The following is a 12,103-nucleotide window of genomic DNA, read 5'->3' on the forward strand; positions in this document are numbered from 1 at the left end:
TCGGCCTGCGGCCAGAGTGTGGGCAGAGCCAAGTTCCGCGCCGTGCCAGCGGGTGGGCTACTGCCCCGTGCGCTCCCCGCCGCCGATCGTCAGACGGGGCGTGCCAGCCCACCGGGCGGGATCCGTAGCGCGCCGCCCGTCAAGGAGGAGCCTGGTGCCAGGAAGGTCCTCCGGGGAGAGGTCCCGGTACTGCGCGTGGTCAGCCTGGACGATCACCACGTCCGCTGGCTCCCCCAGGTGGTAAGGGGTCCAGCCGAAGGCGGACAGCTCCTCGTCGGTGTACATCGGGTCCTGGACGCTGACCTCGGCACCGGCCTCACGCAGCGCCTCTACCGTGGGGAAGACCCCGGAGAAAGCTGTCTCCTTGACCCCGCCGCGGTAGGAGGCGCCCAGGACCACCGCGCGCAGCCCCTCCAGCGAGCCGAGGACCTCGGTCGCCCGGTCCACCACGTAGCGGGGCATGGTGGCGTTGAAGGTCCGTGCTGTACGCACCACCGAGGCGTCAGGGTCGGTGGACAGGTACAGGCGCGGGTAGACGGGGATACAGTGCCCGCCCACCGCGATACCGGGGCGGTGGATGTGGGAGTAGGGCTGGGAGTTGCAGGCCTCAATGACCTTCTCGACGTCAAAGCCCGCCTTGTCCGCATAGACCGCGAACTGGTTGGCCAGGCCGATGTTGACGTCACGGTAGGTGGTCTCCGCCAGCTTGGCCATCTCAGCGGCCTCGGCCGTGCCCATGTCCCACACTCCGTTGGGGCGAGGCAGGTCGTCACGCTCGTCGAAGTCCAGCACCTGCTCGTAGAAGCTGATGCCAGCGCGCGTGCCGTCCTCGGTGAGCCCTCCCACCAGCTTGGGATAGCGGCGCAGATCGGCGAAGACCCTCCCGGTCAGCACCCGCTCGGGGCTGAAGACGAGGTGGAAGTCCCTGCCCTCGGACAGCCCGGAGATCCTCTCGATCATGGGCTTCCACCGGCCACGCAGGGTCCCCACCGGAAGAGTGGTCTCGTAGGAGATGAGGGTGCCGGGAGTCAGGTGCTCGGACAGGGACGCCGTCGCTGCGTCCATCCAGGCGAAGTCAGGCTCCCAGGTGGCGTCGTCCACGAAGAGCGGGACCACCAGGACAACGGCCTGCGCGCCGGGAATGGCCTGCGCGTAGTCGGTGGTGGCGCGCAGGGCGCCCGAGCCGGTAGCCGGGCTGAGGGCGGCCAGCTTCTCTCCCAGGTGCGCCTCTCCGGGGAAGGGCTCGCGACCCGCGTTGACAGCCTCGACAGTCGTGGGGTTGACGTCCACCCCAATCACCTCATGGCCCTTCTCAGCGTACTGGACGGCCAGGGGCAGGCCGATCTTGCCCAGGGCGACGACGGCGATACGCATGCGCGGGTTCCTTCCTCTCAACGTCTGCCGGACAGCAGGCAGGTCCCGTCAAGAATAGCCGCCTCCTCCCGGTGGGGGCACCCGTCCTCCCGATGAGGAAGGACATACTCCCCAAGGACGGACGGCCCGGCCGGACCAGGAGGGCCCAGGACTGTCCGGCCTTCCGGGCGGCAGAGCGGGCCGGTCAGCGCGACAGGCTCCGCGCGTCCAGGACCACGGTGCGTAGAAGATCAGCCACAGCACGACCGGTGGCTGACATCGAGCGGTACTCCTCCACCCAGCGGTGCAGGCGATGTGCCCTCCCAGCGCGCTCCTGCGTCGACGCCAGACGCGTGTCCTCCTCCAGCGCCTCAGCCATGGCCGAGGCCACCGCCTGTGGATCGTGGTCGCAGGCCCACCCCAGGTCGTGACCAGTCACGTCCTCGACCACCGGCCCCCGGCCGGCGTAGAGCACCGGCGTGCCGCACGACAGGGCGGCCAGGACCTTCGTCGGGTAGGCGAAGTCGTAGCCCAGCCCGGGCCTGATCGACACCAGACAGGCCACGGCGCCCCGTTGCCAGCGGGCTGCCTGGGTCGGCGGCATGAGAGGGTGCATAACCACGGCAGGGGCACCGTCCGGGCCGACCGGGATCGTCGCGGCCGTCTCGCTGATGGCCTCCCAGTCGGAGCCCTGCCCCAGGAAGAGGACCTGGGCCGTGGGGTGCACGCAGCGCACCCGGGCCACGGCCTGGGCAAACACACCTGCTCCCTGCCACTCCGAGGCGGTCCCCGCGTAGACGAAGTAGGGGCCGGTGATCCCCAGCTCCTCCTTCTCCTGGGGGGTCGGGGCAGGGCCGTCAGCGCTGAACACCGAGGTGTCGACACCGTTAAGCACAACCCTGACCTGTCGGGCGCCCAGGTCGCGCACTGCCTGCGCCACGTCCTCGTTGACGGCCACGACGCTGCTGGCTCCCTTCACGGCGAAGGACTCCAGGGCACGTACCGCCCGGACCACCAGCCCTGGTGCACCGGTGGAGGCGGCTGCGGCCGACCACACGTCCGGGGCGTACCAGACGTAGGGCAGGCGGCGCAGGGCGGAGACCAGGCGCACGACCGCACCAGTCGTCGGAGGCGGCTCCACCAGGACCACGTCGGGACGGGGGGCGGTGAGCGCGCGCAGCAGCAGAGGCACGTCGAAGGACATGTAGGGCAGGTAGCCGCGCAGGTAGCCCGAGCGGTCCCGCAGGGCGGGCCAGCGCGAGACAGTAACACCCTGAGGGTCGGGGGGAGCAGGAGTGTCAGCCACTCTGGCAGGGGCGGAGCCGAGCGCCCCGCCGCCCTGGTTCCCAGCGGGCTCCTGGCTACCAACTGCCCCGGGCCGGGGAGGTGTGGTAGTCAGTACTCGCACTGGCACTCCCCGGCCCGCCAGGGCACGCTCGACCCCGTCGAGCCGGAAGGACGCGGCAGCGGCCTCGGGAAGGTGGATACGCGAGGCCAGGAGCACTCCCCCGCGGCGCACCGCTGGTCGAGGACCGGCTGTGCGCGCCCGGGCGCCTCCTCCCAGTCCCCGGCCGATAATACCGAGAAGACCGATGACAAGAGTCATACCTTCTCCTTACTCTCCCCGCTGTCGGGGCTGTCGAGCAGGTCCAGGCTGCGCGGGGACAGGTCGGCGGCAACCTGCCGCGCCCGGGCCTGCCAGGTCTGCTGGGCCAGGACCTGACGCATCCTCTCCTGGACAGCCAGCCTCTCCCCGGGGTTGTCAGCAAGACGACGCAGCAGAGCGGCCAGGGCCTCAGCGCTGTAGGGCAGGGTCCAGCCGATCCCCAGCTCCTCGACGATGCGCCCGGTCTCGGTACCGGCGGTGGCCACCACCGGCAGCTCGTGGGCCAGGTACTCGTAGAGCTTGTAGGGCACGGCAAAGTCCCAGTAGGGGCTGGGCTCCACCAGGAGCACGCCCAGGCTGGCCCTCTCGTAGAGCGGCTCCAGGCCCTGCCTCTCGGTATGGATGACCTCGTGACGCCCCGGAGGCAGGAGAGGCGCGTAGTGGTCCGCCGTGGCCTGCCAGGTCTCCTGGCGCACGCACAGGGTGAGCCGGACCTGGGGCACCTGTCCCACGGCCTCGGCCACGGCGTCCAGGACGTAGTTGTCTCCCAGGACACCGATGAAGAGGAGCTCTAGGCTGCCGGGGCGGGGCCGTGACACCTGGGACACAGCCTGCGGGTCGGCTCCAGGGGGCAGCGCCTTGATGCGCTCCGGCCGGATCACCGGCAGGTGGGGGGCCATCGCCTGGCTGGGTAGGTAGACCTGCACTCCTAACCGTCTCCAGGACCACAGCTCGGCGGTGTAGGCAGCCTTGAGCGCGTTGTCCACCGCCGGGTGGATCCCCTGGCGGAACCGGGGAAAGCGCCAGTACAGGTCGCGGTAGAAGGAGCCTACTGCCACGCCCCGGCGGATGAGCCGGGAGAAGAGTGCCGTGTCAAGCCGAGGGTGCACCGGCATGTGCCGGGGCTCGGTCAACGCGCTGGGGATGGTCGCGTTCTCCGAGTAGAGGAAAGGCATAGGGGACGCCTGGACGTCGTCAGGCAGGTGCCCACACACGGACAGGTACTGGTCTACCCGGTGCAGCGCACGCCTCATCGCACGCCGCCGCTGCGAGGCGTAGCCCGCGACGGTCACCACCTCGAAGCCCAGGGCCTCAAAGGCCTGGCGCATGCGCACCGGTCGCAGGCGGGAGGCAGCCGCCCGCTCCACCAGCGGGTAGGGGGCGTGGAAGATCATGAGGGGGCGGGCGCGGCCCTCTGGTACCTCCCGGTAGTCCTGCACAGTGCTCCTCCGCTCCTCCCGGCTGGTTGCGACGACGGCCAGCGGCGGCGGGGCCGCCGGGCAGGCAGTAAGGCAGACAGTACGTCAGAGGAGCAGCGCGGGCGAGCCGGGCGACTGCGAGGACCGCGATGCCCCTGGCCCGGCTGGCCCCTCATGGTGGACGCCGGCGCCCCGCCCAGCGATCCACCGCTCGATGTCGTCCTTCATCGAGTCCATGACTGCGGACGCCGTCTCTATCGCCCACCGCACGACTGTGTCTTCACCACCATTGACCCGGTCAACAAGGGACTCGTCAATAAAGTTTTCATCAAGAGTCTCGACGGCAACCGCCCCCATTGGGCGGTCAGCGTGCTCCATGCGCACAGCCAGCATGGCGCGACTCTTCATTGCCATTCCCCGGCACTCGTGCTTGCTGATCCCGTAAGCGCTCACGTTATACCTCACCCATTCCTCATCGTCAGACGGAAAGCGCTCAAACGCGACACGCCCCTTGGTGTAAGCGAATCCAATACACCCCTCGCCGGGAGGATACGAGAGCCTCCCTGGTCTGTCCAACTCCAAGTTCCGAGAGAATCGCGCTACCGCGTAGAGCCGACTATCATAACAGTAGTAGAAGGTAACGCGTGACGCCGAGAGCAGCACGTCCTCGCGCCCGCCCGAATCGCTCTCCAGCACCAGAAGACGCAACAGACGGTGCGCCTGAACCTTCATAACAGCGCCAATCATCTGGTGGTACTGTTTCTCCCGCTCCTCGGACCACCGGATCTCCTTCCGAAGGTCGTCGTGACGAGCCCCTGCGACAACTCCCCAGACCAGCGACACGACTGACATGCCAGCACCGACGACCAGAAAGGTGTAACCGGGCAGGAACAAGAGCGGCTCCGTCTGAACGGACCAGATACCGAGCAGGATCGCACCGGCCCCTTGGCCCAGGGTTGGCCAACTCCGTCTGAGGAGGGCCATCCACTCCCTGGGTGTGCGCCTGCCCGTAACCATGACGGGGCGGCTCAGGCGGTCGCGTACGCGAGGCGTCTCTTGTCCTTGGCTACCGTCAGATCCACTCTGCCGGAGAGGCTGACAACAGCACCGTTCATGAAGGACTCGGCGACCTCGGCTGCCGCAGCAAAACCCTCTGCCTCAACGACCAGCTCTACCCGGACGGAGTGCAGGGTCGGCGCCTTGCGGATCTCGATGACATCGACGTCAGGCCGCTGCTCCTCAAGCCGACGAGCAGTATCACGCAGCAGGTCTGCAGCAGCGTCAAGATCCTGCCCCTGAGCGAGACCGAGATACGTGGCAGCCTGGTACTTCCTCGCCATGGCCTCCCCTAAATTCTAACTGGTCACCCGGGGGGACATCCCGGCTACCTCGCAGTGTAGCAGGAGCGCACAGGCTCCTGCCGCCTCAGGACCCCACGACCTGCTCGTGGACAGCCCGGTAGGCAGCCCCGACCACGGGTGTGGAGAAGCGCTCACCGATCGTGGCGGCGACCTCGGCCGCACTGGCACCTGCCAGCCGGTCACGGGTCTCCACCACGGCGTCGGCCCAGGCGGCGGGAGCCGCCCCCGCCGCCACGATGCTGCCGTTGCCCTCCTCCACGTACTCCGTCTGCCCCCCGGCGTCAGAGACCACGACGGGACGCCCCGCGACGATGGCCTCGGCAGCGGAGACGAAGAAGTTGTCCCCCCTGGTGGGGCCGAGGAACAGGTCAGCCCGGGCCAGCTCCTCACGCACCCCGGCAGCGTCCAGCGTGCCGGTCAGGCGCACCCGCCCGGCCAGGTCAGGCTGGGCGGCCCGGGCCTCGATCGCGGCCCGCAGCGGCCCCTCCCCCACAAAGGTCATGGTGGCCTCCACGTCCCGGGACACGAGCCCGGCGAGGACCTCCAGGCAGGCAAGAGGGTCCTTGCGCTCCACCAGTCCGCCCACGGTCACCAGGCGCAAGGTCCCGTCCAAGTCCCCGCCCGGACGCTCCCCCCGGCGCGGCACGGGCTCCCCCTGGGGATCCACGATGCAGGGGACAACGACCACGGGGGCCTCCGCCCGGCAAGCCCGGACCGGGGCGGCAAGGTACTCGCACACTGCCGTGACGACGTCGGGACGGCGCAGGGCCGAGGAGACCAGGACCCGCCCCGCCCTCAGCGGCAGGCTCAGCGTGCCGGGGTTGGTCAGGCCCGACCAGTGCTCGGTGTGGACCCACGGCGCAGTCAGCACCCCGGCACAGTCCAGCAGGGTCAGTGGCAGCAGGGAGCTCATGGCCATGGAGTGCACGACGTCAGTGCCCTCGACCAGCCGTGGCAGGGCAGCCGCCGCCTTGGCGACCGAGGCGGGGCTGGCGGGCCGCATGGGCACGCGGACCACGGGAAGCCCCTCGACGGTGACGCGCCGGGTACCGTCGTCCTGGTGGGGCGGCACAAGGTGGACGATGCGAACCTCCTGGCCCGCCCGGGCGATCGCACGGCAGTCCCTGACCACGAAGGAGCCGGAGGAGGGGGCGACGGTGGTGGGCAGCCAGGTCGTCACAACGGTCACACGCATGGGGCTACTGTAGGGCGAGGACGTCCCAGGACGCATGACAGGACGCCGCGACGGGGCGCTGGCTGCCTCCTGCGCGGCTCCCGCACCAAGTCGGCGCCGGGTCCGCACGTGCGGATACCCTGGTCCCATGCGTGTCCTCTCCGTGGTCGGGGCCCGGCCCCAGTTCGTCAAGCTCGCTCCTGTCGACGCCGCCTTCCGGGCGGCGGGCATCGACCACCGGATCGTCCACACCGGCCAGCACTACGACCCGATGCTCTCCGACGTCTTCTTCACCGACCTGGGGATCGCCTCGCCCGACGTGCACCTGGGGGTGGGTTCAGGCACTCACGGACGCCAGACGGGAGCGATGCTGGCAGCCATGGACGAGGCCATCGAGTCCCACCGCCCCGACTGGGTCCTGGTCTACGGGGACACCAACTCCACCCTGGCCGGTGCCCTGTCCGCCGTCAAGCTGCACGTTCCCGTCGCCCACCTGGAGGCAGGCCTGCGCTCCTTCAACCGCTCCATGCCTGAGGAGGTCAACCGGGTCGTGACCGACCACGCGGCTGACCTGCTGCTGACCCCTACGGCGGTGGGCGCCGACCACCTGGCGGCCGAGGGGCTCGCCGAGCGCACCGTGGTGGTGGGTGACGTCATGACCGACGTGCTTCTCCAGGTACGTGACCGTGTGGCTGACGCCCCCTCCCCGGTCATGACCCGGCTCGGCCTGGAGGAGGGCGGGTACTCTCTGGCGACAATCCACCGGGCTGAGAACACCGACGACCCCGAGCGCCTGGCCAGCGTGCTTGACTCCCTGGCCAGCGTGGACCACCCGGTGGTGCTGCTGGCGCACCCGCGCCTGGCAGCCAGGTGCGCCGCCCACGGCCTGGATCTGCCAGTGCAGGGCGTGCGCGGCTCCCTGCTGGTGCACCCGCCGCTGGCCTACCCGGACCTTATCGCCTCCGCCCTGCACGCGCGCGGGGCGGTGACCGACTCCGGCGGGCTGCAGAAGGAGGCCTTCCTCCTGCGGGTTCCCTGCACCACGGTCCGTCCGCAGACCGAGTGGGTGGAGACCGTGGAGCTGGGGTGGAACGTGCTGGTCGAGCCCGGACCGGACCTGGTCGCGGCGGCCTCACGTCCGCGCCCGGCAGAGCCGCTCCCGGACCAGGCCCACCCCTACGGGGACGGGCACGCCGCCCAGCGGGTGGTCGAGGCGCTGCTGGAGAGGGCCTGAAGCGCAGCAGGCGCCGACATCACAGCGACAGCGTCACAGTGTGATGACCTGGCCGCTGTCCGCCGAGGCCAGGACCGCCTCGACGACGTTGAGAGTGGCCACGCCCTCGTCCATGGTGACGTGCCTGGAGCCGACGCCCCGCACCGCGTCGCGGAAGGCCTCCTGCTCCACAGCCAGAGGCTCACGCTTGGCGATGGCGTAACGGATGACATCGCCCTCACTGACCCCGCGGAAGGCCGCCACCTGGTCCCAGGTCGAGGGAACGGTGCCGTTAGCATAGAAGGTCAGGTCGCCGGTCAGGGTATCCGCTACGAAGGAGCCCTTCTCCCCAGTGACGATCGTCAGCCGCTCCTTGAAGGGCGTGAGCCAGTTGACCTCGTGGCACACGATGACGCCGTTGGTCAGGCGACCGGTCGCCACCACCATGTCCTCGGTCTCCCTGCCTGAGCGGTGAGCCACCTGCGCACTGATCTGCGCGTAGGGCGCCCCCGCCACCCAGGCCGTCAGGTCGATGTCGTGCGTGGCCAGGTCCTTGACCACGCCCACGTCGCTGATCCGGGCCGGGAAGGGACCCTGTCGCCGGGTGATCACCTGATAGACCTCCCCCAGGTCGCCACGGTCGAGCCGCTCCCGCAGCGCCCGCAGGGCGGGGTTGCAGCGCTCCACGTAGCCCACGGCTCCCACCAGCCCGCGGGAGGAGAACGCCTGGGCCACACGACGGCCAGCGGCGGCGTCGTGGGCAATGGGCTTCTCCACCATTGTGTGGACCCCCGCCTCTGCCAGGGCCAGGGCCACCTCCTCGTGGAAGACAGTGGGGACAGCCACCATAGCGGCGTCCAGGCCGATGTCGATGAGCGCCTGGACGCTGTCCAGGAGCGGCAGGTCCCCGGCGACCCCGAAGCGGTCACCCCCGGGGTCGGCCACGGCCACCAGGTCCATCCCCTCCGTAGCCCGGATGACCCGGGCGTGGTGACGGCCCATGGAGCCCAGGCCGATGAGTCCCACACGTAGGGGGGCCTGCCCAGCAGGCACCGCGTCACTCACCGCGTCACTCGCTGCGTGGCTCGTCGCAGTCATCTCAGGCACCTGCCTTCACGGTCTCGCTCACGGCCTCCACGACGCGGGCGAGGTCGCCCTCAGTCAGCGAGGGGTGGACCGGCAGGGACAGGCACTCACGGGCCGCCTTCTCCGTCCCCGGCAGCTCCAGCCCCGGGGCGTAGGGGGCCAGGGACTCCAGCCTGTGGTTAGGGATCGGGTAATAGACGCCGGTCCCTATCTGCCACTCGTCTCGCAGAACCGCCTGGACGCGGTCCCGCTCCGCGGCCTCGGCCCCCTCCAGGCGGATGGTGTACTGGTGGTAGACGTGGGTGTAGCCCTCAGGCACGTGCGGGGTCACCACCCCGTCCACTCCTGACAGCCCCTGGTTCAGGGCAGCCGCATTGTCCTGGCGGGCGGCGGTCCACTGCGCGAGCCTGGTCAGCTGGACCCGGCCGACGGCCGCCGACACGTCAGTCATGCGGTTGTTGAGTCCCACCACCTCGTTGGCGTACTGCTTCTCCATGCCCTGGTTGCGGATCAGACGGCAGCGGCGGGCCAGCTCGGGGTCCGAGGTGGTCACCATCCCGCCCTCGATACTGGTCATGTTCTTAGTCGGGTAGAAGGAGAAGGAGCCCCACGCCCCGAAGGTCCCCACAGGCCTGCCGTCGATGGCTGCCGCGTGCGCCTGGGCGGCGTCCTCGAAGACCTGCAAGCCATGACGCCGGGCGATCGCCATGATCTCCGGCATGTTGGCGGGCAGACCGTAGAGATGGACCACCTCGATAGCAGCGGTGCGCTCGGTGACAGCCGCCTCCACCGATGCAGGATCCAGAGTGAAGGTGACGGGGTCGATGTCGGCAAAGACCGGAGTGGCACCCGCGACGGCGACCGAGTTGCCGGTGGCGGCGAAGGTGAAGGAGGGCACGATCACCTCCGCGCCCTCGGGCAGCCTGCTGGCCAGGGTGGCCACGTGCTGGGCGGAGGTGCCGGAGTTGACGGCCACCGACTCCGCCCCGGGTGTCACCTGAGCAGTGAACTCCTCCTCGAAGGCCTTGACCTGAGGACCCTGAACCACCATGCCAGAGGCGATGACGGCGTCGACGGCGTCACGTTCCTCCTGACCGATAAGCGGCTTGGCGGCGGGGATGAACTCGCGTGGCATCAGTGGCTGACCTCTCGAATAGTGTTGTCGGACTCTTCATACAGGGTTTGGGTGGCGGGGCAGCGCCACAGGACGGTGTCCCGGGAGGGGACCCCGCCGGGAAGGTCAGCAGGATCCACGCGCTCCAGCGGCTGACCGGCACGTCCCACCCAACCGACCCGGCGGGCAGGCACGCCGGCCACGAGGGCGTGGGCCGGGACGTCCCTGGTCACGACAGCGCCTGCGGCCACAGTGGCCCAGGCACCGACACGCACCGGGGCCACACACACAGCACGCGCACCGATGGAGGCCCCCTCCTCCACGGTAACCCCCACAGGCTCCCAGTCGCTGGCCGACTTCACCGACCCGTCCGGGTTGACCGCCCGTGGGAAGTGGTCGTTGGTCAGCGTCACGGCGGGGCCGATGAAGACGCCGTCGGCAAGGACGGCGGGCTCGTAGACAAGGGCGTAGTTCTGGACCTTGCAGTGGGCACCCATGGTCACGCCCTCGCCGATGTAGGCCCCGCGCCCCACGACGCAGCCCGCACCGAGGACGGCGTTCTCGCGGACCTGGGCCAGGTGCCAGATGCTTGAGCCCTCACCGATCGTCGCCTCCTCGGAGACGTCGGCGGAGGGGGCGATACGTGTTGCCACGGCGGCTCCTTGCTGAGACGGCAGCCCGGAGGCTGCAGGTACTGTCCGGACCGCCCGCACGGCGCAGGTACCGTCGACCGGGTGGCCGGTGCCCATCTAAGCATGTCCAGGCCGGATCGTCATAGGCGTAGGCACGAGCATGCAAGAATGCAGCAGTGAGCCCCTACGACACCGCCAGCCGGACCGCACCGGCCCAGGACCTTCCTGAGGCCGCCCCGGTCACCGACGCCTGGCTCGTCATCCCCCTGTTCAACGAGGCCCCGGTCGTGCGCGAGGTCGTCACCCAGGCACGCAGCGTGTTCCCCCTCGTGGTAGTCGTGGACGACGGCTCGGCAGACGCCTCGGCAGACGAGGCCGAGGCCGCAGGGGCCGTAGTCATACGCCACCCCATCAACCTGGGCCAGGGCGCAGCGCTCCAGACGGGCTTCAGCTACCTGCTGGAGCGCACCGACGCCACCTACGCGGTGACCTTCGACGCCGACGGCCAGCACTGCGTGACCGACGCGGCCGCGATGGTCCGCGCCGCCCGGGAGGAGGACCTCGCCGTCGTCCTGGGCTCACGGTTCCTGGCGGGAGCCTCCTCGGTGGGCCTGGTGCGGCGGCTCATCCTGCGTACTGCGGCGCTGGTCGGCTCCCGGACCTCGGGGATGCGCCTGACCGACGCCCACAACGGGCTGCGGGTCCTGCGCCGCGACGCCCTGGCCCGCATTGACCTCACTCAGAACCGCATGGCCCACGCCAGCCAGATCGTGCGCCAGATCGGCACCATGTCGCTGCCGTGGCGGGAGTTCCCCGTCACCATCACCTACACAGAGTACTCCCGGGCCAAGGGCCAGTCCCTGTGGAACTCCGTCAACATCCTCGTCGACCTGCTCTTCTCCTGAGCGCCTGACCCTGCAGAGGACGCGGCACCGTGAACCCCCAGATCATTATCCAGTCCCTTCTCATCCTGGCTGTGGCAGCCGTCGGCTGGATGATGCTGCGCACCCCCGGCGGCGCCAGGAACCAGGCCGCCCGCCGCCTGGTCACACTCGCCTTCGTGCTGTTCGCCGTCGCAGCGATCGTCACTCCCTCCCTCATGACCCGGGTCGCGAACATGGTGGGGGTCGGGCGTGGCACCGACCTGCTCCTGTACGCCCTGGTCGTGGCCTTTCTCGCCCAGGTCCTGTCAGCCTTCAGGCGCAACGCAGCCAGAGAGAGGCAGATCACCCGACTGGCGCGCCGGATCGCGCTGGACCAGGCGCCGCAGCCACCAGGCACCACCTCGATCAGCCCCGGGGTCGACCCCGGGGCGGCACCGAGGAGCCCGACCCACGACACCTGAGGCGCCGCCGAGGTAGCGAG

12 protein-coding genes are annotated in these 12,103 nt (G+C 69.8%); 3 read left to right on the top strand and 9 right to left on the bottom strand.

Translation table 11 applies throughout. The annotated features are described in order from the left end of the window. Positions 1-57 precede the first annotated feature (57 nt). The 6 genes from D5R93_RS10055 to D5R93_RS10080 all read right to left on the bottom strand — a co-directional run bounded on the left by D5R93_RS10055 (position 58) and on the right by D5R93_RS10080 (position 6,714). Positions 58-1,374 carry a nucleotide sugar dehydrogenase gene (locus tag D5R93_RS10055; protein ID WP_119836614.1) on the bottom strand — a complete coding sequence of 439 codons (1,317 nt, stop codon included), beginning with the start codon at positions 1,372-1,374 and terminating at the stop codon, positions 58-60. Between the two features lie 184 nt (positions 1,375-1,558). Next, positions 1,559-2,959 carry a glycosyltransferase gene (locus tag D5R93_RS10060; protein ID WP_120205036.1) on the bottom strand — a complete coding sequence of 467 codons (1,401 nt, stop codon included), beginning with the start codon at positions 2,957-2,959 and terminating at the stop codon, positions 1,559-1,561. Further along, positions 2,956-4,179 (bottom strand): glycosyltransferase, encoded by a 1,224-nt coding sequence (locus tag D5R93_RS10065; protein WP_243106710.1) that lies wholly within the window; start codon positions 4,177-4,179, stop codon positions 2,956-2,958. Before D5R93_RS10065 ends, D5R93_RS10060 begins: the two co-directional genes overlap by 4 nt. 84 nt (positions 4,180-4,263) lie before the next feature. Next, positions 4,264-4,572 (bottom strand): hypothetical protein, encoded by a 309-nt coding sequence (locus D5R93_RS13360; protein ID WP_139738509.1) that lies wholly within the window; start codon positions 4,570-4,572, stop codon positions 4,264-4,266. 614 nt (positions 4,573-5,186) lie between these two features. Continuing rightward, entirely contained in the window at positions 5,187-5,498 is a 312-nt protein-coding gene (locus tag D5R93_RS10075; protein WP_119836617.1) for a hypothetical protein, read from the bottom strand. Positions 5,499-5,583: 85 nt separating this feature from the next. Further along, positions 5,584-6,714 carry a glycosyltransferase family 4 protein gene (locus tag D5R93_RS10080; protein WP_119836689.1) on the bottom strand — a complete coding sequence of 377 codons (1,131 nt, stop codon included), beginning with the start codon at positions 6,712-6,714 and terminating at the stop codon, positions 5,584-5,586. Between the two features lie 127 nt (positions 6,715-6,841). Between D5R93_RS10080 and wecB the strand changes: the two genes are divergently transcribed. Then, complete coding sequence (wecB, locus tag D5R93_RS10085) at positions 6,842-7,927, top strand: non-hydrolyzing UDP-N-acetylglucosamine 2-epimerase (protein ID WP_120205041.1); 1,086 nt, start codon at positions 6,842-6,844, stop codon at positions 7,925-7,927. A 33-nt stretch (positions 7,928-7,960) separates the two neighbouring features. On the opposite strand, the gene D5R93_RS10090 is transcribed toward wecB, so the two are convergent. Genes D5R93_RS10090 through D5R93_RS10100 form a run of 3 tightly spaced genes read right to left on the bottom strand, consistent with a single transcriptional unit; the run spans position 7,961 to position 10,759 of the window. Then, the gene (locus D5R93_RS10090; RefSeq protein WP_120205043.1) at positions 7,961-9,004 is read right to left on the bottom strand and encodes a Gfo/Idh/MocA family protein; all 1,044 of its coding nucleotides are present in this window, start codon (positions 9,002-9,004) and stop codon (positions 7,961-7,963) included. Between the two features lies 1 nt (position 9,005). Next, the gene (locus tag D5R93_RS10095) at positions 9,006-10,127 is read right to left on the bottom strand and encodes a DegT/DnrJ/EryC1/StrS family aminotransferase (RefSeq protein WP_119836620.1); all 1,122 of its coding nucleotides are present in this window, start codon (positions 10,125-10,127) and stop codon (positions 9,006-9,008) included. Next, positions 10,127-10,759 carry an acyltransferase gene (locus tag D5R93_RS10100; protein WP_119836621.1) on the bottom strand — a complete coding sequence of 211 codons (633 nt, stop codon included), beginning with the start codon at positions 10,757-10,759 and terminating at the stop codon, positions 10,127-10,129. The genes D5R93_RS10095 and D5R93_RS10100 overlap by 1 nt, the downstream gene beginning before the upstream one ends. Before the next feature lie 155 nt (positions 10,760-10,914). Between D5R93_RS10100 and D5R93_RS10105 the strand changes: the two genes are divergently transcribed. Both D5R93_RS10105 and D5R93_RS10110 read left to right on the top strand, forming a co-directional pair. Beyond that, complete coding sequence (locus D5R93_RS10105) at positions 10,915-11,643, top strand: glycosyltransferase family 2 protein (RefSeq protein ID WP_119836622.1); 729 nt, start codon at positions 10,915-10,917, stop codon at positions 11,641-11,643. A 29-nt stretch (positions 11,644-11,672) separates the two neighbouring features. Then, a complete protein-coding gene (locus tag D5R93_RS10110) occupies positions 11,673-12,083 on the top strand; it encodes a DUF2304 domain-containing protein (protein WP_120205046.1) in 411 nt (136 codons plus the stop codon). The last annotated feature ends 20 nt before the right edge of the window (positions 12,084-12,103 follow it).

The organism is Actinomyces lilanjuaniae (assembly GCF_003606385.1).
Lineage (GTDB): Bacteria > Actinomycetota > Actinomycetes > Actinomycetales > Actinomycetaceae > Actinomyces > Actinomyces lilanjuaniae.